We start from the raw sequence: 22,773 nt of genomic DNA on the forward strand, positions 1-22,773 counted from the left end.
ATTATTGATCATTTAAATGTAGTTAAGCCAGTTAACTTGGCATATCGAATACGGGGGAAATAAGTGCCACCTAATTCACCAGGTGGTACTTATTTAATCTGACGTGAATAATTTAGAAAATAGCCACTGGCACTAGATTATCGCCCATTTCATTTTCTTCAGCGATATCACCTATCGATTTACCATAAAAATCAGGATTGCCGGATTCACCATAATCGCTGTAGCCCCAACACTTAACTGTGTTTTCATTAGTAATTGCACAATGTGCATAGCTACGTCCGCCGATACCTTTGGCAGAAATGTTGGTGCCTAAATTAATTGGATTACTTGCTAATGGCGTTTCGCCTGCGTCATCGCCATAGTCCATATCGTTTTCAAGCCCTGTTTCGTCTTCATCACCCCAGCACTTTACGTCGCCATCAATATATAAAACACAGGTAGACGCCCAGCCCAAAGATACGTCTATAACATCTTTGTTATCTAGCTTAACGTAAGATAAGTTGTCGCCCATTTCAGTGTCATATAAACCATTAGCGTCGAGACTATACGTTAATTGCACGCCACCTTGATCTGGGCATTGCTCAGAGCCTTCTGCAAGTTGATCAATGATAAATAAAGGGCTTACATCGCCTTCGGTACATACAGTGTCCATAACGGTAACTATTTCATCGCCTTCGTCCAACGCACTAGTACCGTTAGTGTCTAAACGCAATATAAAATCAATACCGCCTTCTCTACATCTTGGACTAGTTGAGCTTATTTGATACGGCTCTATAAAATGTAGATTGTCGTTATAATTACATTGATAGGTAGTAGCTCCTAAGCCTCTGTCACCTACTTTCTTATCTTGAGTTTCAATGCCAACTTGGCCTGAGTAATTCCCCCCCCAACATGCCAAAGAATTGTCCTCAAATAACGCACATGTATGTCCGTAGGTTATAAATACTCGAGACGCTAACTTGTCGTCCTTAAAGTTTATTGCGAGAAGGTTATTGCCCATTTCATCCGCTTCATCGCCAATATTCTCTTGACTCTCTTGAAACTCAATACTATCTAGTCCTAATTGACTGCTGTCATTATAACCCCAACACTTTATTTGACCGTTTTCTAAAACAGCACAACTACTAAGAGAGCCAAGGGATATGTCAATTGCTTTAAAGTGTACACCTGCTTCATCACTACCAAGGTCTACAAAGGCTAAATTATCTCCCATATCTCCATCAACATTGCCAATATCGTCACTATTGCCATAACCTAAACGACCACGTGAGCCATCACCCCAACATTTTATACGGCCGTTATCTAATATTGCACAACTATGGTCTTCTCCAACGGCTAATTTTTCTACTAATAAGTCTTTACCAAAATCTATATATTGTAAGTTGTTGCCTAGCTCAGATGGACTATCGCCGATGTTTTCGTTATCACCTTCTGAAGTCAGTTCAAGACCAAGATAGCCATTGTAGTTATCACCCCAACATTTAACTTGTTTGCTGGCGGTTAATGCACAGCTAAAATATTCGCCTAGTTGAATATCGGTTATTTTTTCATCGCCAATATCAGAGGCGATAAGGTTTTCACCCATTTCATCATAATCAAAGCTGTCGTTACTGTTGTAATCGTAAAAAACGCGGTAAGAAAGCCCTGCTAATTCACATTCTTGTGATGCAGGTATTGGTTCTACAAATATTTGTGGTGGGGTACTGTCATCTGCATCGCAAAAGTAACGAGTCCAGTTTACTTCTTCTGGATCAATAGATTTATCGCCATTGTCATCATTACCAAACTCTAACGCGATACCATTACCACCATCACAACGATCGCGGCCATCTTGGTTCTGTGTGTATGTGCGCAGATTATGAAGTAAATCTCCGGCTTCGTATGGACAATACTCTCTGTCTGTTTCTAACTCGAAGTAATTATCGCCAACATCGCGATTATGGCCATTAGCAAAATTATACCCCCCATTGTAACCCCAACATTTAACTAGGTTGTCTTCAGTTAAAATACAATTTCCATAATGGCCACCGTGCAAGCTGGCAATAACGGGAATAATTGTTAAGTTTATTGGTGTGTGTGGTGCAATAGTGATATCGCCGCTATTTTGAAGGGTTAAACTTATTGTTTCTTTACCTTCTTTAATTTCATCGTTTAATACTTTAAGCGCTAATGTGGCATTGGTTTCGCCCGCTGCAATAATCCCTACTGAGGCATTTACATCTTCGCCTAATGTAGCACTACCAGAGCCGGCAACAGTTATTGCAGTGTCTTCACAAACTGCGGTATCGAGCTCAACATCAAATGTTAACTCACCGTGATTTTCTGCAATTTGCCAATCTAACTCGGTGTTTTTTATAATAAGGTTTGGACCTGGGTCGGTGTCTTTATTAATGATAATTTCGACATTCACACTATCGTCGCTATTAGCAATGGCGAGACTAAAATTTTCTTGACACTCGTACTCGCTATCATCAACAAGTTCGATATTCAGTGTATGTTCAGTTTGCCCCGCTGCAACACTAACCATTTGATCAATAGGGATAAAGTCACTACCCGCAAGTGCAGTGCCATTAACAGTGGTTACCGTATATTCAACATCAGTATCTAAAGCAACAGATTGTTTAATGGTAATAGACATGATGCCAGCGGTTTCATCGGTGACAAGTTCTCCAATCAAACTGATCTCAATTGTGGGTTCTGGATCTGGTGTTGGAATTGGGGCAGGATCAATTATTTCATCCACTTTTTTATTTGAACTAGAACCACCACAGGCAGTTAATAGAACTAACATTATTGATGTTATTAAGAGTTTAGTCGCATTACCGCAGGGAGGATTCAGCATATTGTTACCTAGTATTATTATTTTTATTTTAAAACTATAAGCTTAAAAATATAACAATATTAACTTCCTTAAACAACCTACAATAAATGTGGATTAACGATTAAGTAACCCTTGCATTACTCGTTATTAACAACAATTTATTGCAGTGTTTTACATTTGGTTAACGGCTTTATTCTTAGGTTGAAGTTATTATAAACACAGTTAATTTTTACATAGTTTTCCTCCCTGAAATACTATTTTTACCACCTCACCTTGAGGTGGTTTTTTTTTGCTCTTGAAAAAGGATATGCAGAATTTCCATGGATGGTAAAAATTATTTTGCCTGAAATATATGGATTCCGTAACGAGTAGATAAAGACGGAGACTTGGATTTTTTGCTGCGCAATTACGCGCGAATATATTCACGCCAACCAGATTAGGTTTTTTGGTTGGTTTGATTTTAATCGGACGTTATCCTCGAAGAGGAAGAAAGAGCAAAGAACGTGGCTGCGCCATAACGCGCGAATGAATTCACGCCAACCAGGTTAGGATTCATTTTACTGATTCAAAGGAAAATCAGAAAATTATACATCCATGTATTTCCTGCATATAGCTCTTCCTTGAGCAAAAAAATACCGAGCAAGCTCGGTATTGAATGGCAAGTAAACTTGCCTATAATTTTTTATTGTTGTTTTTATTAGCGTTAACTCGGGTTTCCCCTCGTTATTTCTTCCCCAAGAATTCTGGTGATAGTTATCTATGTTCTTGTACAACTGCAGATCTTTTAATAACTAATGATTAAAACCATTTAATTTCATTACAAACTACAATGCCAAGTACACCTAACATGCACACAATAAATATGGCCATAAAACCTTCTTAATTGCCTTAGTGGCAATAATTAAAAACAACTTGGTTACAATAAGTAACAATTGGAGTTATGGGAAGGGGCTGTTACAAAGCTGAAAGGTGTGTGAATTATCTGTTTAATTTATGTTAGCAACATGCTGCACTGATTATTTATTAGTTATTGATAATTATATGTTTTTTATTTTTTACACAAATTAAACACAATCCCACCATTAAACCAACCTTTAAGTAATACACATATTGTTGTTAATGCTCATTTGGCCAGTTAAACATTAAGTCTTTAGACACCATATTGCTTTGATCTACATATTTGCATTAGTAAATGTACAATTTTGTCAATAAAGCTTACAACCACCCTACTATCAATCACAATAAAAACACTCAAAAAACAACAGATTAGCTCTTATATATGTGTTGGCATAGTAACTGCTTTTTGTATTAGTGGGCATAAAATATTTTGAGGAGCAGTTATGAAAACTCCAATATCGTTATTATTGATGAACACTTTATTGATACTCACTCTTACCTCTTGTGTGGCTGAAGATGAAGAGGAAGAAGAGTGTTATCAAAAAACTGAGCTTGACTGTCATGGTGTCGGTGGTTTTGGAATGCTGTTTGCTTGGCTTGGAGGGCAATGTGATGAATATGAATATACTTATTGTCCAGATAGCCAAGCAGAGTACCAACCTGTTGTTGAAGTTTTTCAATCAACTAAACCTACTCAGCCCCCTCAAAGCGATAATCCTAGTAACGATACTAGCTCTTGGCAGAGCCACAGTATCGTTGAAACAGAGCCAAACAACAAGATAGAACAAGCCTATAAGTTTGTGTTAGGAAAAAGTACTTCATTACTAATAAGTGGTACCGTTAATAAAAATACAGATCCTACTGATTTTGTTGTATTCAGCTCCAATTCTACTGACTTAATATCTATATATTTATGTAAAGCTTTAAATGATTGTACACATCCATTTAATCAAAATAACAATATAGCAATTGAACTTATTGACCAATATGGTAATTCTTTAGAAATGACACACTTTATGCAAACTCAAAACGGTCATGAGATCACATTTACTGCAAACTTAAATGAATACTACTTTGTAGCAGTTAGAGCAATGGATGTAGAAAGTGATAATGATAGTAACATAAGCTACAAACTTGTAATTACTGATTAATATTCTTGTAGTGAAACTAGCGACACTAAGCCTTTATCATCAATCCAAACATAAGCGGCTTGTTGAAAGTCTTTAGCTAATTGGCTGGCTTGTTGTTTAGTGATATTGGTAATTAACAAACTGTGTTCTTTCGGCCAATCGTTATGTTGGCTAAGCCCATAACCTTTACAACAAGCTAAACCAAGTTTACTTACCGCTTGTTGTAATTGTTTTTGGCGTTGTTGGTTCTGCCCTTCTTTGAGCTTTTTACTCATTGGATTACAGGCTGTAATAAACGCTGCAGTTGGATTTTCGAAGGTATTTAAATAGCGGCTAAGTGGACGGTCGGTATCGCCGATGTTAATTTGCCAAAAACCTAATTCATCATCAATAATGTAGTCAGTATTTAAATAGGCTTGTTGCAAGTTATGATCCATTGAAGGGTCTCTATTGATGATTTGAAGTTCAGTGTACAGATATTTAAAAACAATGTTCTCACTTTTTAAACTTTATTTATTTTTTTTCACTAAGTCTGGAACTTTATTGGTTTAGTTGCGTCATATATTACGTAAACAAAATTTAGTTTCTCCCTGGGACTTATATTTTTATTTTTAAACCTCCATTTGGAGGTTTTTTTTTGCCTTTTGTATGGATTACCGCATGCGCGGCAATGACGACGAGAGGGAACCATTCTGCCAAGACAGTCAGCGTCATTTCAGGCCCTTACCGTCATGCAGGCCCCCTAAACGTCATACCCGGCTCGTTCGGGTACCCATAAAGAAAATGGATTACCGCCTTCGCGGTAAAGACGGAGAGAAGGAACCGTCATGCCGGCCCCCTAAACGTCATACCCAGCTCTTAAACGTCATACCCGGCTCGTTCGGGTATCCATTCTGTTAACTCAAGCATAGATTTCCGCATGTGAGACATTACGGTAACAGGATACGTGTAATAACGCCTTAAAACTAAGGAGTTGTACCTTTACAATAATTTTACAAAACCCTTACTTATCCCTGACTGTAAAATATTTTAATATGCTTATAGTTAAATTAAGCCCATTATTGAGTTGTAATTCTATGTATAAATTGTTGCCACTGTTTTCAGTTCTATTATTGATAGGTTGTGGTGGAAGTGGTTCATCTGATGATTCAGAAGTTATTACTCCTGTGGTTGACACTCCAGTTGTTGACACCCCAGTTGTTGATGACACTGGTAATGATGAAACGCCCTCAACGTCACCTAATATTTTATTCATATTAAGTGACGACCAAGGGTTAGATGCTTCTGCACAGTACTCGTATTCAACTGATTTACCTAATACAGAAAATCTTAACAACCTGGCAGAACAAGGTATCACCTATACAAATGCTTGGGCAACACCCGCTTGTACTACAACAAGAGCGTCAATTTTAACCGGTAAGCATGGTATTAATAGTGGTGTAACCTATGTACCCGCACAATTAGATCCTTCGTTACAAACTCTGCCTGAATATTTAAAGGCAGATATTGCAACCTCTCACTATCAATCAGCAGTATTTGGTAAATGGCATTTGGGTGGCGCACAAAGCGCTGCCAGCCACCCTAATGACAGTGGTGTTGAACATTATGCAGGTAATTTAGGCAACCTAAATGATTATTACAATTGGGAACTAACCGTTAACGGACAGACCAGCACGGTTAATGAATACCACACGACTAAATTGACAGACTTGGCGATCGATTGGATTGCAGAGCAATCAACTCCATGGTTTGTTTGGCTTGCCTATTCTGCGCCGCATTCACCATTTCATTTACCGCCAGCATCTTTGCACAACAGAAGTGATTTAACTGGAAATGAAGCCGATATAAATGCCAATAAACGTGACTACTATCTTGCTGCCATAGAGGCCATGGATAGTGAAATTGGTCGTTTAATTGCATCACTACCAGCAGACGAACAAGACAATACCATAATTATTTTTATGGGTGATAATGGCACACCTAAACTTGTTATAGATACAAGTGTATTTGATAAAGAACACGCCAAAGGCAGCTTATATGAAGGCGGGATTAGAGTGCCACTACTAATTTCTGGTAAAGGCGTACATCGCTATAATGAATTTGAAGGCGCATTGGTGAACAGTGTTGATTTATTTGCCACCATAGTAGAACTTGCCGGTAGCAATACCAGTAACGTGTTTGACAGCCAAAGCTTTGTTAAAACCTTAACTAGTAATGAACAGGTTAGAAATTATAATTATTCGGAGTTTGAAAGTGACACAACTACCGGATGGGTCGTACGTGACGGTGATTATAAATTAATTGAATTTGCCAATGGTGACCAGCAGTTGTTTGATGTTGAAAACGATCTGGCTGAAACAAATGACTTACTGCTTACCGCATTTGAAAGTCATGACATTGTGCACGCACTTGAAGACATCGCCAGCTCGGTTCGTAATACAACAACTGGCCCGGCTTTAGACATTACCAATCAAATTTTTGAAAATAGAAGCGCCAATTGCTCAGCTTATGTTGAGCGTTACAGCTCTAATGTATTAGATGTAAATAACTCCACCGTATTCGCTGGTGATTTAGTTATTAGCACCACTGCAGAGAAATGTATTTTTAACACCAATGCTATCCCAAACCATGACTTTAATGATGGTGACAGAAGTTTTCCAAATAATGTAACTGCGCAAAACGATACGTTTGAAATAACCAACAATCCAAGCTTTGCCAGCACTGCTACAGACATAAGTTTGCAAGTGGACAATGCCATATTGCTCAACGGGGTAAAGGTTGATTTATTAGCCGCAGGTTGCTTTGGCGTTGGTAATGGCAAAGTTGGTTGTAATGATATGAGCCAACCTTGGCGTTATGATCCTATGTCACCACTGAGCGGCTTTTCGGTAGATAGTCATAACGCCCACGCACAACCCGATGGCACTTATCATTATCACGGTACCCCTAATGCTTTTTATCAAGCAGAAAATAACGGTAACACTTCTCCTGTAGTAGGCTTTGCCGCTGATGGTTTCCCTATATTAGGTCCTTTTTTTGATGATAACGGCACGGTAAGAAAAGCTTTGCCGAGTTATCAAGTAAAAAGTGGTGTACGCCCTACTACAAGTGGTAGCCCTGGAGGCAATTATGATGGCACTTACCGAGATGACAATGAGTATGTAGAAGGCCTAGGAGACTTAGACGAATGTAATGGTATGACTGTAGATGGTGTTTACGGCTATTACATTACCGATGGTTTTCCTTATGTATTAGGTTGTTTTAAAGGGTCACCAGACGCTTCTTTTTACAAATAGCATCAAGTGTATCGGTATTACCTTATTGAGCGGAAAGGGTTCCATAATCGGCTTCATCGTTCATACTTTGATAAATAGCAACAAAATCTTTAGTAAAGGATTTTGCATCTTCTGCCGCTAAATGGGAGTCTTCGGGCAATGTATATTTATTTAAATCTGGGTAGTCTTGAAAATGAATGCCGGGGGCACCAGTTTCTTTAAGTAAAACATCCCAGTTCGTTTCTTTTGGATTATACATGCCCTCTTTCATTGTATAAAAACCTTGTGATGGCATTCTGACAAAGATAAGTGTAGCGCCTTTTGCGAGCATTTTTTTGTTAACTGCTACCGCTCTTGCTATTTGTTTATCTCTGTTTTCACGCATTTTGGCTATTTTTTCCGGCGTTTTTTTATCGATAGGCTCAAAGCCCTGCATCCATATTTTTATGGCTAATTTACGGTATTGTTCATCCTTTACAACTTTATCCCACATTTGCGTATTTCTATCTGCTGACATTAGAGCTAAAGCCCGAACATCAAGTTCAATTTTAATTTGTTCCCGTGTAGGCCAGCTTTGTCTTTTAAGTACGGTAAATAAAGCAAAATCTGGCTCAATAAACGCGAAAAAGGGTTCAATAAGCATAGATAGTTGTTGACCAAGCCATTGTGAAGGTGCTTCTTTTTGATAAGCTTTTAAAGCATTTTGTCGGTATTCAAAACCTGAGAAAAACAACCCTGGGGCAACACCAGCAAACACTGTCCCTTTAAAGTTGTCATCGTCGGCTAAATCTTCTAAAACACCTATTGGAGTTGTCCCTTCTAACGCTAATTGTATAGGTTTAATACCGGTTTGTTGCTGCCAAATATCGGTTTGCATATTAAACAACACTCGAGAAGAGCCAGTAAACACCACCGAGTTTTCCTGCACTTTACGGCGTTCAATAGCCCACAAACTGTCTGAGTTTAAATAGTCAGGTTTAGCTCCTTCACTGCGCCAATACATTTCCCAAGCAGCTATTAAAACAATAAATAAAATAACCATAACAACAAAGAGCTTGCCCCAACTTTTATTGGGAATATCGCGTTCTACAATGTTAGAACTGGAAGTAGATGAAGGCATTGCTTCCTCCTTGCGAGATCGCAATTAAAAACATTAAGGTCGCGCCGGTAGCACTTAGTGCAGGTAAAGAAATATTATTGATAACTTGTTCTAGTTTTCTATTTCGCATATACCAGTGAATGCCAAGCATAATACTGATGGTTATTATCGTTTGAATAATATATTGGCTAGAGAGTACATTTTTATCACCACTAAATAGCAGCATAGATTGCATCATTCGCCAAGCTGTAGCAAAGTCAGGCGCGCGGAAAAATACCCAGGTAATGTTCACTAAAAAATAAGTAACAAGCGCAAGTATTATTTTACCTTGTGTTGTGTGCCATAGTGCTACCTGTTGATATTTTTGCCGAAGAATTCTTTCGCCAGCCAAGTACAAACCATGTAAACCACCCCAAACAACAAATGTCCATGCTGCCCCATGCCATAAACCACCTAGCAGCATCGTCAACATTAAGTTAATAAAGGTTCGTCTTGAACCGTTTTTATTGCCCCCTAAGGGGATATATAAGTAATCTCTTAACCAGCTTGACAATGATATGTGCCAACGACGCCAAAAATCAGAAAAACCAATTGCGGCGTAAGGGTAGTTAAAATTATTAGGTAGAGAAAAACCTAAGGTTAATGCCACACCAATCGCAATAGTTGAATAACCGGCAAAATCACAAAATATTTGCCCTGAAAATGCCAACGTTCCTAGCCATGCATCAATGGGATTAAGCTGTTCATGTGAAGCAAAAACAGCCTCAGCCGCAGGTGCTAATAAACCATCGGCCACTACTACTTTAGAAAACATGCCGATAATCATTAACCCTATACCCCATAACAATTGGTTAATTGTTGCGACTCTAGGTTTGGCAAATTGCGGAATTAAATAGGTAGGCCTAACAATGGGCCCAGCCACTAATTGTGGAAAAAAGGTAACAAATAAAGAAAAATCTAATAACGATTTAGCTGGCGCAGCTCTTTTTAGATACACATCAAGAGAGTACGCCATAGTTTGAAAGGTATAAAAAGAAATACCTACGGGTAATATTATTTCCCATGCTGCAGCTTGGTATTCAATACCGAATACCGCCATAAGTGCGATAAAGTTATCGAGAAGAAATTGGCCATATTTAAAAAATCCAAGCATGCCAAGGTTAACTATCACACTTATCGCAAGTAATACTTTTCTGGCATGTGGCCTTTGTTCATTAAACATCCGTTTTGCAACGTGCCAATCTACAACTGTTGAGATCCACAACAATATTACAAAGGGAGGATTCCATGCGGCATAAAATAGGTAACTGGCAATAAGCAGGTTAGATTTTTTAACACGCCAGCTAAATGGCATATTGTGTAAGGCGAGAACAATTAAAAAGAAAAATATAAATGAAAATGAATTAAATAGCATTAAACCATCCGGTTATTAGATAAACCATTCAGCTTGATTGCTGATAATGCTAGTTTTTGTACAAAAGTTAAGTTTAGAAGAAAATAGTTAAATAGCTAATAACTCTACAATTTCCTGAATTTATTTCAGGGTCTAGTAACAATGAAATTTACTTGTCAGCCTTATTTCTATAAATATTGGTTTTTTGATGGATGTTCGATTTACCGGTAATTTGAGTTTTTAAAATGTCGTAAAAGCCTTTTGCAATAAATGGCAATGAGTTTAATAATAGTTTGAAAAAAACAGTTAAAACTTGACCTGCAGAGGTTCCGTGTTCAACTTGTTTTTTCTTTTTTAATATTGAGTGTTTACGAGTTTTCAAAATAACGCCACGCCTTGTTTACTTAACAACAGCGCGAGTATACCCACGTAAATGTAATCATGTGTTACCCCTTTGTAACACCAAAATTGTGATTTCTATATTTTTTGCTAGGCTTTAACGGTAATCATGCTGGCTTTAATGCCATTTGAATTCATAGAGTTAATTACTTTGTTGTTGTGAGTTGTTTCAAAGAATTGTAGCTAGGCATATCAATTCATTAAAGGAAAACGTAATGAACAAAGTAATACTAAAATCATTCATTGTTAGCTTACTAGCAATTATTCAATTAAGTTTCTCAGCATTTGCTGCTGATGAAAAGCCTCATTCACTGGCAGATGTTTGGGTTATGGTGCCTAATCCAGGGCAACAAGCTGGATTTGAAAAAGCCTTTCAAGAACATATCAAATACAGAGCATCTAAGGGTGACCCTCGTCAATGGCAAGCTTATACGCCTGTTATTGGAAAGAACTTAAACTACTATGTAGTTCGATACTGTTGTACCGCTTTTAAAGATGTTGAAGCTTATAAAAAGTGGGAGAGCGACAACAAAATGGATGCCCACTGGAATGAAAATGTAGCAAAATATGTGGCCCACTATGAACATTATTATTCAAGAATAGATTTCAAAAATAGTAATTGGCCAGATGGTAAAAACAACTACAAATACTTTGCTGTGACGGACTATAGTGTAAAAGTTGGCGCAGGAAAAGGCGTTAGTGAAGGCAAAAAAGTTCTCAGCGAAACCGCTAAAGCAATGAAATGGCCATACTCTTGGTCTTGGACTTGGCAAATTGGTGGTGATGAAAACTTAAGCCTAGTTATACCTTACGAAAATTACGCGGAAATGGAAGATCCTGACAAATCATTTTCTACAGCTTTTGCAGAGCAAATAGGCGATGCCGATAAAGCCGCTGCGGTATTTAAAGCTTGGGGAGAAAATTTCCATTCAACACAATATACCGTATATGTACTAAGAGAGGATATGTCTATGAGTACTGATTAGTTAGGTACTTAAGATTCGTTTTTGATAAGCCAATGCAAATGCATTGGCTTTTTTGTTGGCATGATGGGGATAAAAAAACGTCATGCCCGGCTCACTTCCGTCATGCCCGGCTCACGTCATGCCCGGCTCGTTCGGGTATCGGGTATCCATAACTAACCTACACTCCAATAGTAGTGATCGAACTGCCCGCCCTGCTGCTTTGTACGTCTATACGCAGTGCCATTTGTTCTTTTAGCTCTGATACGTGCGAGATAATGCCAATTGTTCGGCCTGTTGCTTGTAAATCAATTAACGTTTGAATGGCAAGTTGCAATGATTCTTGATCTAACGAGCCAAAGCCTTCATCGATAAACAAGGTATCAAGCTGTATACCACCAGAGCGCTGTTGTACTACATCGCTTAAGCCTAGTGCCAGTGATAATGAAGCCATAAACGATTCTCCTCCTGACAATGTAGCAACAGGCCTAACTTTACCGGTATAAGCATCGTCTATGGCTAAATCTAAGCCGGCTGTCACATTACGTTTTTGGGTGCCTTCATCTTGGCGCACCAGGCGATATTGGCCTTTACTCATAATATGTAAACGTTTGCTGGCTATGGCTAATACTGAGTCGAGTAAATCGCCCAGTACAAAACGCTCTAAAGAAACTTTTACATTGCCCTTTCCGCTAGCTGCACTGGCTAATGTGCCGATCACTTCAAATTGCTTTTTATTGTCTTCTTGTTCAGCTTCAATCCGGGTTATTTTAGTTAAGATGTCTTGCAACTTACTGTGTTGGTTTCTAGCTAAAGCCCAGCATTCTTCTGCTTGCTTATACAAATTTTGCTGTTCAATTAAGTTCGTATTAAGCTCATCTAAATTTGGCGCAACTTTATCTTTTAACTGTTGATCAAGTACCGACAGTTCTGACTGCAAACCTTGCAAAGTTTTATCAAATAATTCAATGTCTTGAGCGAATTGTTCGAGTAATTCATTCGCTAAAATTGCTTGAGTGAAAGCTGCAACATTATCAAACATACTGTCATCTAAAGCTTGTTGCCAGCTTGATGTAAGCATTTCAACTCGTTCAGATAATGTGGCTTTATTTGCCGATATTTGGTCAATGGTTGCATTAATTGCACTGCTATCATTACTTGCTTTATGGTGTTGCTGTTGAGCAATCCGTAAATCAATATCAAGTTTTTCTATTTGTTTTTTATTGCTAATTATGGCTGTTTCAAGCTCTACAGCGTTTCGGTATTGCTCTGGCAATGCTTGCTCTGCTGTTTGCAACTTTGTCGATGCAGCAACAGTATTCGCTTGTAATGTTGGGATCTCTTGCTCTAATTGAGCAATATTTTGACTTATTGGCGCTAGTTGTTCTTGCATATCTTGTTGAGCTTGTTGCCATTTAGGTAATTTACTTTCTTTAGTCTCTAAATCAAAAATTTGTTTATTTACAGTGTTAAACTCTTGATTTACCTGCTCTAAGATTTTATTAAATCCTTCGCCAAGTTCAGTGTTCAGCTTTTGCTTTTGAAGTTCTAGTTGAGTTAATTCTTGCTTGGCTGCGCCAAAGGCTTTATCCGCTTCACTTTGAGCTTGAACAAGCCTATTTTGTTCACCTCTTGCCGTATCTACATGATCTTTTGTCGCATTGGCCATTTCTGTAGAAGTAACTGCCGGCTCAGGGTGTTCAATTGATCCACAAACAGGGCACGGCGCATCAGTTTGTAGTGTTTGTGCAAGGATAGCCGCTTGATTTGAGTGCCATAGCATTTCAAGTTGATTGGCATTATATGTTGCTTGTTCACACTGTTGCTTAGCTTGGTTAAACGTCATTTCTAACTGTTGAATTTTTACTTGCTGATTAGCCATAGTTTGACCAATCGATAGTAATGAGGTTAAACCGTTAACTTGTTGCTGTAACGTTTGCTGAGCTCGCACCATTTCAGCTTTACCCTGCAACTCTTGGTGCAAGTCATGTATGACCTTTAAACCTTTTTCGCTGCGTTGGGTGTACTGAGTAAAGTTTTGTTTTAATTCGCTATGCTTATCTGTCGCTTTTTTCTCAAGCTCTTGGCATTGCTGTTTTTGTTGATGTAATTGTTCTAGACCAGATAATGTTTGTGTATAGCCTTGTAAGGTAATGTCTTGATTAACTAACTGATCGCGTTGCTGATATTTTTCAGTTGTTAGTTCTAATTGTTTCGATGCTTGTTCAAGGTTTAAAGCTAATTGTTGTTTAGTTTGCAGGGCTGTTTGATATTGTGTTTCGTTATTTTTAAAATCAACTTGCCCTTGCTGTAATGCATGATATTTAGGGGCAATTATCCCTGCCTGTTTTGCTAAGGTTAATTGCTCGCGTTTGTGCTCAACATTGTCTTTGCGCAGAGTATGCTCGGCTAAACTTTGTTGCTTTTGTGTTTTATTGGCAAATAATTTAGCTAGTGTTTGTGCAGCTTCTACGTTGTTATGGCTAAGTTGGCGTTTTTCATCTACCGCAAGTTTGGCCACATTTAATTCATCCTGCTTAGATTTAGCCGTTGTGACTGCGGCAATTAAATTTTCTTTGCCATCAACAAAAACTTCATTGAGCGCTTCAGTTATTTGATCTTTAAATCGAGCATATTCGCGTTCAATATTCCCTGCTTGGTTTTTTAATAATTGTTCAATACGCTGGAAAATTTCGGTTTGAAACAGGGTAGATAAAATGGCTTGCCGCTCAGTAGAATTAGCCAGCAGTAACTCTCTAAATTTACCTTGCGGTAATACCATTACCTGCCTGAATTGCTGGGCTGATAGGCCAACAATTAGTTTAATTTGCTCGTTGGCGTCTTTTACCTTTTTAGTAACCAAGGTTTGTTCTTCGCCATCAGCTAATATTTTTATTAAATGTGCTTCTGACTTCTGCTCAGTATAGCCGTCTCCGCGTTTGGCTTTTCGCTGCTGGGTGGGAATACGAGTAATTCGATAAAGTTGATCTCTTATTGAAAAGTCGAGGCTTAATTCGGTTAACGTTTCATCAGCAGCATTGTCTGACCGTACGCCCATGTCTTTTCTATCTTCATCGGTAGTTTCGCCATACAAGGCATAACAAACTGCATGTAAAATAGATGACTTACCCGCACCAGTTGGTCCATCAATTAGAAATAAAGGATTATCGCCTAATTCAGAAAAATCGATTGTTTCGGTCTTGGCAAAGGGGCCAAAGGCTTGAATGCTGAGTTTATGGAGTTTCATTATTCGTCCTCCATACTAGTACGAGCATCGGTAATAGTGGTTTGCAATATAGCAATTTGCTCTTTTGATAATTCAGTATTCATAACTTGGCTGAAAAAGTCGGTAAACACTTCTTCTTCACTGCGCTGGTTAGCGCTTGAAGATGCTGTGTTTTGGCTTAATTTGCTGCCACTTTGCAGATCAAAATTAGTGCGTTCTATTTGCAATACGTTAGGATAAACGGTTCGAAGTCGGCCCATAGGATCTAATATTACTTGCGTGTCGGTAAGCTTTGCTAATAAATAATCATCATTGGCTGTTTCTGTACTTTTTAAATTGGCTCTACCCTGCTCTATTAGCTCTTCTAGCGTGCCTTCTATCACTCGTAAATCATGCTTTGCAGTTAACGGTAAATGTTGTTGAGTTTTAAAGCCTTTAGCGTCCATTTCAACTAAAGTAACGCCCTTTTTTTGTTTGTATTCAGAAAACGAGTACTTAAGCAATGAACCACTATAACGGATATGCTGCTCACCTTTGTACTGCGGTGCATGCAAATGTCCTAATGCAACATAATCAAAATCAGTTAATGGTTGCCATGATACTCGATCAGCGCCGCCTATCGATAACGGTCGTTCAGAGTCTGATTCACTGGCGCCATCAATAAAACAATGGCTGAGTAATACTGCAGGTTGCTCTGGAAAATTAGCCGCTTTGTCGGCTAATATTTTATTAGCCGCAAAAGTATGTGCTTGATCATAGGTTTTTATCTCTATTCCCTGTTCGACTGTATTAAATGCTTCACGTACTTCTACAGGGTCATGATAAGGAATGCCGTAAAATGTCACCGGCCCCGTTTCACTATTAATAACAATTCCTTGTTCAATTTCACTTAAATCAGCAAGAATATGTAAGCCTGCTTTTTGCATTTGCTTGGCGCCAAAACGTAAGCGTTTAGCGCTGTCGTGGTTACCACTGATCATAATGATTGGAATAGCTAATGCTTCCATACTTCTAATAAACTTATTTAATGCATCAACCGCTTCACTTGGCGGTACAGAGCGATCAAAAATATCTCCGGACACCACTAAAGCGTCTATTTTATGATCTTCGGCATACTGCTTAATTTGCTTTAATACAAAAAGCTGATCGTCAAGTAATGAGATGTTTTGAAATAACCGGCCAATGTGCCAGTCTGATGTATGGATAAAACGCATTGAATCCCTAAAGGTGTGAGTCTTTTGTAGTTATAATAAAGATGTAAAAGTGCTACGTTCAAAGTAAGGCATGTTATTAAATTTCTCAATAACATTTTGCCATTATTTTAGTTATTTATTTTACCCTAGTAATGGTTAATTCAATATAGCCTTTGTTGTTTTCATAAAAACTCCAAGCATCATTAGCAAAACAATATAAATAGCCAGGGTAATTTATCAACAATGGCTTATTAGCTTGGTGATCTGCCAGTTGCAAATATTGATGTGGAATAGCACTACCATCATGCTTGACCACTTGTTGATAATCATTATTATGCTTAACAGCTAATTTATTATGGGTTTGTCCGCTGTCGTTTGCTATCGCACTAATTAACGCAAACCAAGGTTTGTTTTCTACTCGTTTACTAGCAAAAAAATCTGTAGAAGTATTGTCACTAAAGCGTTTAATTAACGACTCAAACTTTCCTAAAAAGCTTGAGGTTGCACGAATTAAATCTCCTGCAGTGCGTTGATTATTCCGCTCAGTACCAAGCCAATCACAGCTCTCACTACCATCTTGCCATTGACCATTAGCACTAAATACATATTCATGGCCTTGTGCTAAATATACCGAAGTTCTATTCCATCGACACTTCGCATATACCTGTACTGTTGTGCTTTCATCAAGGGCAAGAATTTGTGTCGGATAATAGGGCTCATGCTCTATTGGTGATATACGCTGTCGAATAAACGCACTCGGATGAAACTGCAGTGAATTAGCTCTAATTAATGCCGGTATATTTCTTGGCCGAGAGCGTAATTTAGAAAATGCTCCTTTGAATGAGTTATGCAAAACCCCCACAGGGTTGGCTGTAATTAAACCTTCAATATCATGTCGATACTCTAAACCAAAAACTTTGCTTTGTTCTATCATCCATTGCAATGCACCGTTTGATAAATCACAGTCTTGGTAACCTCCCCCTACATCAGAATGTACACCTGGAAACCATAACTCTACTGCGTCATTGTGTTCAACGGCATTACTCCAACGGGTAACGGTAAAACTGGTTCGTTTTTCATCTATAGCCATAGCGTGACGAGCGTGTTTAATATGCTCAGCCAATTTAGTGTCATGAAATTGCCATGCTTCTTTGCGATCTAATAAATTGATGATCTCTAAATCATCCGGAATACCTAAAGCTCCGACTGTATCCCAAACGCCTAAAAAGGAAATTGGGATAGGCCCTTTATTATGAAAAAACTGCCAATGAGCTTTAGCCCAACTATTTTGTGGCAGTTTATCTTTGTAGCCACGCTTAAACGCGGTATCGACTCGCTGCCAACTATCTTTAGCCGAAATATCTTGCAGATCTAACAGGCCCTTACCTAAAAAACCGGCTAAGCTTCTTGCAGAAAAAGCTCCGCGAGAAAAACCAAATAAGAAAACTTCATCACCTTCTTTATAATTTAAACCTAACCAATGATAAGCACTGGTGATATGACGGTTTATACCTAAGCCAAGGGCACCACCAAGAAACTCATCAATAAAACCAATTTCTTCACCGCCGACGCCTGGATGATAAAAAACTTTTTGTATAACCGCTGAATTGTTTGCGCTTGCATTGATAGAGTTTTTTAAACGATAAACATTGGTTGGCGAGGTGACACCGTTTTCTTCTTGCTCAGGGTTATTCCACGTACCATCAAAACAAATAATTAAACGCTTCATATTGCTTCCTTGCTGATATTAAATTCTAGTAGGATCTGTTGAACAAAATTTGTACCGCAAAGATCAACAGCCCACAGTTAAATTTAGCTGAAAAATGCAAGTTTGTGAACTAAATGACGCTTATCAGGTATATTTTCCCAACCTCAATTTAACATCCTATACACCTTTATTGATTAGCCTTTACAGCATTAAATTACGACTTATTACACTTTATTTCTTGCACTGTTTTTTATTAATCAGCTTTAGATTAAATAATATCCCCTAATTAATTTGGGGATATTAAAACCATAAAACTTTGATCTAGATCAAACTTTACCACCACACAAACACTATATAGTGTGTTTAACAACAATAACAACACAATATATAGTTTATGACTTTTAATTGCCTACCGCCAACAATAGTGTTCCAGGAAGTGCCAAATGAGATCAGTTTATGCTTTAGCATTACTGGTTGCCAAGTAGGTTGCAAGGGTTGTCACAGCACTGAGCTTTGGAATAAAAACTTTGGCCAACAGTTAACCAACACAAATTTTCAACAATGGATTAACAAGTACCAAGGGCTAATTTCTACAGTGTTATTCATGGGCGGAGAATGGCAAAAAAATGCTCTTATAGAGAAGCTCATTTTAGCCCAAAAACAGGGATTGAAAACCTGTCTATATACTGGCGAAAATATTGTTGATGAGCAAATAAGTAAGCATTTAAATTATGCAAAAATTGGAAAATGGGATCCTGACAGGGGTGGTTTAAACAACCCTGATACAAATCAACAATTCATTGATTTAACCGCAGGTAACACCTTAAATCATCTATTTATAAAAGAAGGAATACAACATGTTGCGGCTTAGCGAAGAACAAATTAATAATAAAACAGCTTACATTGAAGAGTATTTTGCAGCTAAAAATGCTGCCGATGGCTCTAAAATGGATGCCAACGCCAATGTTACACAAAAAAATATTGCCACTTTAGAGGCTGAACTACTAAAAGATTGCTACGTGCAAATTAATCGTTCATTGGTAAAAAATAAAATCAGTGAAATTTTTGATGCCGATTTAGCCGAAGAATATAAACGACAAATTGAAGATCATGAAATTTATGTTCATGATGAAACCAGCATTAAGCCGTATTGCACATCAATTAGTATGTACCCATTTTTACTTGATGGTTTAACGAAACTTGGCGGTGAGTCAAAAGCACCAAAACATATTGAGTCGTTTTGTGGTTCATTTGTTAACTTGATTTTTGCTATATCCGCACAATTTGCAGGTGCAGTAGCGTCGGTGGAGTTTTTAACTTATTTTGATTATTTCGCCCGTAAAGAATTTGGTGATAACTACCTAGACAATCATAGCAAATCGATTGAGAACCACTTACAGCATGTTGTTTATGCATTAAACCAACCAGCCGCGGCACGTGGTTACCAAAGTGTGTTTTGGAATATTTCAATATTTGATCAATTTTATTTTCAATCAATGTTTGAAGACTTTGTTTTCCCTGACTTTTCTAAACCAAGTTGGGACAGCGTAGATAAATTGCAGAATTTCTTTTTAACTTGGATAAACAGTGAGCGAGAAAAAGCAGTACTTACCTTCCCTGTTATCACCGCAGCTATGCTTACCGAAAATGGTGAATGTAAAGATAAAGACTTCGCTTACAACCTAGCCAAAGAAAAAGCTATGGGTAATTCATTCTTTATGTATTTGTCTGATAGTCCAGATTCATTAGCGTCATGTTGCCGTTTGCGTAACGAAATAACTGATAATACATTCTCCTTTACGTTAGGTGCTGGTGGCGTTGCAACAGGCTCGATAAACGTAATTACGATGAATATGAATCGTTTGATTCAAGATGGTCGTGATCTAAAAACCGAAATTGAAAAAATTCAAAAATATCAGGTCGCTTATCGAAAAATAATGGAAGACTACTTGGCTCAGGGCGCATTAAGCGTATACGACGCAGGCTTTATCACCTTAGACAAGCAGTTTTTAACTATTGGCATTAATGGCATGGCAGAAGCTGCAGAGTATAAAGGCATAACGGTTAGCAATAACCAAGAATACAAAGACTTTGTTAGTAAACATTTGCAGGTTATTTTTAAAGCCAATCAAGAGGCGAAAAAACAATTTGGCTATATGTTTAATACTGAATTTGTACCAGCAGAAAACCTAGGCGTTAAAAATGCAAAATGGGATGCTAAAGATGGTTACCTCACTAAGCGTGATTGCTACAACTCGTATTTCTACTTAGTCGAGGATGACAGCAGTAATCACTTAGATAAGTTTGTATTGCATGGTAAAGAGATCAACCAATACCTTGATGGCGGCTCTGCCTTGCATCTGAATTTAGATGAAAGTTTGTCGGCAGAGGCATATGTAAAACTGTTTAATGTAGCAGCCAAAACCGGCTGTAACTATTTTTGTGTGAACGTGAAAATTACTATTTGTAATGAATGTGAGCATATAGATAAACGAACTCTTCACTCTTGTAGCAAGTGTGGAAGTGAAGATGTAGATTATGGCACAAGAGTAATTGGTTATTTAAAGCGAGTTTCTTCTTTTTCAAATGATAGACAAAAAGAGCATGGCTTGCGTCATTACCAACGGTTACAAAGCGAACGAGTATATAAAGAAAGAATGTTGCAGCAACAGGTACAAGAGCAGTCTAATTTAGAGCTGGTTTAGTTAAAGCAAGGCAGTGTAATATGTATTTATTGATGTTACTCTGCCCTATCATCTTTAATCTATTTTAGAATTATTTACTGTCATGCTATCCAACCTATTTAAAACCAGTCCATTACTTGATAACGCCACAAAAAATTGGATATTAGACACCTTTTCCTGGGCGTTGAGAGAGTTTGATTTAAACGTATTTAAACAAGACTCTCAGCTAATATTGCCAATACATGAATTCTATCCTGGTAAAGTAAACAGCATAGAAGAAATGGCGCAATCGGTATTTGAGCACACCTTGAAGTATGCCGGCATGCAACACTGGCCAATTAAATTGGTAAGGCCAGATAACTATCAACAAAGCCCTATGGCCAAGCTAAGTTTTACTGACGGCATGCGCGGCTCACAAAGTCAGATAGTTAATAGTGACTACAGTGAGAATAATAATGCCACGATTTTAGTCAGTTATAACCCGTCACAAATTAACCAACCTCAAGATTTGGTCGCCTCATTTGCGCAAGCCTTTGCTTCAATTTTGGTCGCACAACGTGGTGTATTACCACCTGGAGGTGAAGAGTTTGTTCCACAAGCAGTTGATCTGCTAGCTTGTTTCATGGGGTTTGGGGTGATGTTTGCTAACACCGCTTATCAATTTAAAGGTGGCTGTGGTAGTTGTTATAACAAGTATGCCAATAGAGAAGTGGCATTACCTGAGCAGGAAATGCTTTATTGTTTGGCGCTGTTTACGACATTAAAAGAAATTCCAGCAAAACAAGTAGCTACTCATTTAAAATCACATTTGCGCAGTGATTTTAAAAAAGCGATGAAAGAAATAAAATCAGATCTTCAACAGCCAAACAACTCTGCTTTGCTAATAGATCAAATATAACAAAACTAGGGTCAGAGTCAGGTTATTACACAATAACCTGACTCTGACCCTAGTTTATCTGTTTTTAGATTGCGTCGACGATGTCTTTGATAAGTTTAGGGCCTTCGTAAATAAAGCCAGTATAAATTTGTACTAAGCTAGCGCCTGCGGCCAGTTTTTCTTGGGCAGCTTCAACACTGTTAATACCGCCAACACCAATGATAGGCATTTTTCCATCAAGCTCTTTGGCTAATAGCTTTATAACTTCTGTACTTTTATCTTGAACAGGTAAACCACTTAAACCGCCCATTTCGCTGCCATGTTCTAAGTTTTCTACGCCTTCACGACTTAATGTGGTGTTAGTCGCAATAACACCATCAATTTCATTGGCTAACAAGCATTCTGCTATGCCAGCAATTTCTTCTGCTGTTGAGTCAGGAGCTATTTTAACGGTAATAGGTACGTATTTCCCGTGTTTAGCAGCAAGTGCTGTTTGCTCGGCCTTTAACGCGCTTAAAAGGTTATTAAGGGCGTCTCCGTACTGTAGATCACGTAAGCCAGGAGTATTTGGTGATGAAATATTTACAGTAATGTAGGTGGCATGCTCATAGACTTTACGCATACAAAAAATGTAATCGTCTTTGGCATTCTCTTCAGGGGTATCTTTGTTCTTACCTATATTGATACCAAGCACACCTTTAAAGTTTGCTTTTTTTACTTGGTTTACTAAATAATCAACACCATGATTATTAAAACCCATGCGGTTAATAATCGCATTTGCTTCTGGTAAGCGGAATATACGAGGTTTTGGATTACCCGGTTGTGGACGCGGTGTAACAGTACCTATTTCAACAAAGCCAAAGCCCATTGCGCCAAAGCCATTAATACATTCACCATTTTTATCCAAGCCAGCAGCTAAGCCTACCGGGTTTGGAAATGTTATGCCCATCACTTCTACTGGTTTATCTTTAACTTGTGCACCATACAAACCTTTAAGTGCAAAAGATGCAGGTAGTTTAAGCATGTTAATGGTTAATTCGTGGGCTTGTTCAGCACTAAGTTTGAACAATAAATTACGGGCAATAGAATAAAGCATGACGTCTCAAAAT

15 protein-coding genes are annotated in these 22,773 nt (G+C 38.1%); 6 read left to right on the forward strand and 9 right to left on the reverse strand.

Annotated elements, in window-relative coordinates; all coding sequences use genetic code 11:
• Positions 1-112 precede the first annotated feature (112 nt).
• Positions 113-2,842, reverse strand: a complete 2,730-nt coding sequence (locus RGQ13_RS11750) for a Calx-beta domain-containing protein (protein WP_348389941.1) — start codon at positions 2,840-2,842, stop codon at positions 113-115.
• Positions 2,843-4,161: 1,319 nt separating this feature from the next.
• Between RGQ13_RS11750 and RGQ13_RS11755 the strand changes: the two genes are divergently transcribed.
• Positions 4,162-4,869: a hypothetical protein gene (locus RGQ13_RS11755; protein ID WP_348389942.1), complete on the forward strand. Its 708-nt coding sequence runs from the start codon at positions 4,162-4,164 to the stop codon at positions 4,867-4,869.
• Here the strand turns inward: RGQ13_RS11755 and RGQ13_RS11760 are convergent.
• A complete protein-coding gene (locus RGQ13_RS11760) occupies positions 4,866-5,285 on the reverse strand; it encodes a DUF3293 domain-containing protein (protein ID WP_348389943.1) in 420 nt (139 codons plus the stop codon). The two genes, RGQ13_RS11755 and RGQ13_RS11760, sit on opposite strands and share 4 nt — an antisense overlap.
• Positions 5,286-5,882: 597 nt before the next feature.
• On the opposite strand from RGQ13_RS11760, the gene RGQ13_RS11765 reads away from it, so the two are divergent.
• A complete protein-coding gene (locus RGQ13_RS11765) occupies positions 5,883-8,144 on the forward strand; it encodes a YHYH protein (RefSeq protein WP_348389944.1) in 2,262 nt (753 codons plus the stop codon).
• A 22-nt stretch (positions 8,145-8,166) separates the two neighbouring features.
• Here RGQ13_RS11765 and RGQ13_RS11770 read toward each other — a convergent pair whose 3' ends face one another.
• The 3 genes from RGQ13_RS11770 to RGQ13_RS11780 all read right to left on the reverse strand — a co-directional run bounded on the left by RGQ13_RS11770 (position 8,167) and on the right by RGQ13_RS11780 (position 10,997).
• Positions 8,167-9,243 carry a hypothetical protein gene (locus RGQ13_RS11770; RefSeq protein ID WP_348389945.1) on the reverse strand — a complete coding sequence of 359 codons (1,077 nt, stop codon included), beginning with the start codon at positions 9,241-9,243 and terminating at the stop codon, positions 8,167-8,169.
• Positions 9,218-10,636 carry an MBOAT family O-acyltransferase gene (locus RGQ13_RS11775; protein ID WP_348389946.1) on the reverse strand — a complete coding sequence of 473 codons (1,419 nt, stop codon included), beginning with the start codon at positions 10,634-10,636 and terminating at the stop codon, positions 9,218-9,220. The genes RGQ13_RS11770 and RGQ13_RS11775 overlap by 26 nt, the downstream gene beginning before the upstream one ends.
• A 148-nt stretch (positions 10,637-10,784) precedes the next feature.
• Complete coding sequence (locus tag RGQ13_RS11780) at positions 10,785-10,997, reverse strand: hypothetical protein (RefSeq protein ID WP_348389947.1); 213 nt, start codon at positions 10,995-10,997, stop codon at positions 10,785-10,787.
• 232 nt (positions 10,998-11,229) lie between these two features.
• On the opposite strand from RGQ13_RS11780, the gene RGQ13_RS11785 reads away from it, so the two are divergent.
• On the forward strand, positions 11,230-12,000 hold the full coding sequence (locus RGQ13_RS11785; protein ID WP_348389948.1) for a hypothetical protein: 771 nt from the start codon (positions 11,230-11,232) through the stop codon (positions 11,998-12,000).
• A 157-nt stretch (positions 12,001-12,157) separates the two neighbouring features.
• Here the strand turns inward: RGQ13_RS11785 and RGQ13_RS11790 are convergent, their stop codons facing one another.
• The 3 genes from RGQ13_RS11790 to RGQ13_RS11800 form a co-directional block, all read right to left on the reverse strand.
• Entirely contained in the window at positions 12,158-15,223 is a 3,066-nt protein-coding gene (locus RGQ13_RS11790) for an SMC family ATPase (RefSeq protein WP_348389949.1), read from the reverse strand.
• Complete coding sequence (locus tag RGQ13_RS11795) at positions 15,223-16,416, reverse strand: exonuclease SbcCD subunit D (protein ID WP_348389950.1); 1,194 nt, start codon at positions 16,414-16,416, stop codon at positions 15,223-15,225. The genes RGQ13_RS11790 and RGQ13_RS11795 overlap by 1 nt, the downstream gene beginning before the upstream one ends.
• 115 nt (positions 16,417-16,531) lie before the next feature.
• Positions 16,532-18,124: a DUF2235 domain-containing protein gene (locus RGQ13_RS11800; RefSeq protein WP_348389951.1), complete on the reverse strand. Its 1,593-nt coding sequence runs from the start codon at positions 18,122-18,124 to the stop codon at positions 16,532-16,534.
• Positions 18,125-18,497: 373 nt separating this feature from the next.
• On the opposite strand from RGQ13_RS11800, the gene nrdG reads away from it, so the two are divergent.
• The 3 genes from nrdG to RGQ13_RS11815 all read left to right on the forward strand — a co-directional run bounded on the left by nrdG (position 18,498) and on the right by RGQ13_RS11815 (position 21,685).
• Positions 18,498-18,974: an anaerobic ribonucleoside-triphosphate reductase activating protein gene (nrdG, locus tag RGQ13_RS11805; RefSeq protein ID WP_348389952.1), complete on the forward strand. Its 477-nt coding sequence runs from the start codon at positions 18,498-18,500 to the stop codon at positions 18,972-18,974.
• Positions 18,961-20,808 (forward strand): anaerobic ribonucleoside-triphosphate reductase, encoded by a 1,848-nt coding sequence (gene nrdD, locus RGQ13_RS11810; RefSeq protein ID WP_348389953.1) that lies wholly within the window; start codon positions 18,961-18,963, stop codon positions 20,806-20,808. Before nrdG ends, nrdD begins: the two co-directional genes overlap by 14 nt.
• Before the next feature lie 82 nt (positions 20,809-20,890).
• Positions 20,891-21,685, forward strand: a complete 795-nt coding sequence (locus RGQ13_RS11815; protein WP_348389954.1) for a hypothetical protein — start codon at positions 20,891-20,893, stop codon at positions 21,683-21,685.
• A 64-nt stretch (positions 21,686-21,749) separates the two neighbouring features.
• On the opposite strand, the gene pyrD is transcribed toward RGQ13_RS11815, so the two are convergent.
• Positions 21,750-22,760: a quinone-dependent dihydroorotate dehydrogenase gene (gene pyrD, locus RGQ13_RS11820; RefSeq protein ID WP_348389955.1), complete on the reverse strand. Its 1,011-nt coding sequence runs from the start codon at positions 22,758-22,760 to the stop codon at positions 21,750-21,752.
• Positions 22,761-22,773 lie beyond the last annotated feature (13 nt).

The organism is Thalassotalea psychrophila, assembly GCF_031583595.1.
GTDB lineage: Bacteria > Pseudomonadota > Gammaproteobacteria > Enterobacterales > Alteromonadaceae > Thalassotalea_A > Thalassotalea_A psychrophila.

What these genes read in the sequence shown, in the direction of transcription:
- RGQ13_RS11750 (WP_348389941.1), bottom strand. Translation starts at nt 2,842, where the DNA reads ATGCTGAATCCTCCCTGCGGTAATGCGACTAAACTCTTAATAACATCA.
- RGQ13_RS11755 (WP_348389942.1), top strand. Translation starts at nt 4,162, where the DNA reads ATGAAAACTCCAATATCGTTATTATTGATGAACACTTTATTGATACTC.
- RGQ13_RS11760 (WP_348389943.1), bottom strand. Translation starts at nt 5,285, where the DNA reads ATGGATCATAACTTGCAACAAGCCTATTTAAATACTGACTACATTATT.
- RGQ13_RS11765 (WP_348389944.1), top strand. Translation starts at nt 5,883, where the DNA reads ATGCTTATAGTTAAATTAAGCCCATTATTGAGTTGTAATTCTATGTAT.
- RGQ13_RS11770 (WP_348389945.1), bottom strand. Translation starts at nt 9,243, where the DNA reads ATGCCTTCATCTACTTCCAGTTCTAACATTGTAGAACGCGATATTCCC.
- RGQ13_RS11775 (WP_348389946.1), bottom strand. Translation starts at nt 10,636, where the DNA reads ATGCTATTTAATTCATTTTCATTTATATTTTTCTTTTTAATTGTTCTC.
- RGQ13_RS11785 (WP_348389948.1), top strand. Translation starts at nt 11,230, where the DNA reads ATGAACAAAGTAATACTAAAATCATTCATTGTTAGCTTACTAGCAATT.
- RGQ13_RS11790 (WP_348389949.1), bottom strand. Translation starts at nt 15,223, where the DNA reads ATGAAACTCCATAAACTCAGCATTCAAGCCTTTGGCCCCTTTGCCAAG.
- RGQ13_RS11795 (WP_348389950.1), bottom strand. Translation starts at nt 16,416, where the DNA reads ATGCGTTTTATCCATACATCAGACTGGCACATTGGCCGGTTATTTCAA.
- RGQ13_RS11800 (WP_348389951.1), bottom strand. Translation starts at nt 18,124, where the DNA reads ATGAAGCGTTTAATTATTTGTTTTGATGGTACGTGGAATAACCCTGAG.
- nrdG (WP_348389952.1), top strand. Translation starts at nt 18,498, where the DNA reads ATGACTTTTAATTGCCTACCGCCAACAATAGTGTTCCAGGAAGTGCCA.
- nrdD (WP_348389953.1), top strand. Translation starts at nt 18,961, where the DNA reads ATGTTGCGGCTTAGCGAAGAACAAATTAATAATAAAACAGCTTACATT.
- RGQ13_RS11815 (WP_348389954.1), top strand. Translation starts at nt 20,891, where the DNA reads ATGCTATCCAACCTATTTAAAACCAGTCCATTACTTGATAACGCCACA.
- pyrD (WP_348389955.1), bottom strand. Translation starts at nt 22,760, where the DNA reads ATGCTTTATTCTATTGCCCGTAATTTATTGTTCAAACTTAGTGCTGAA.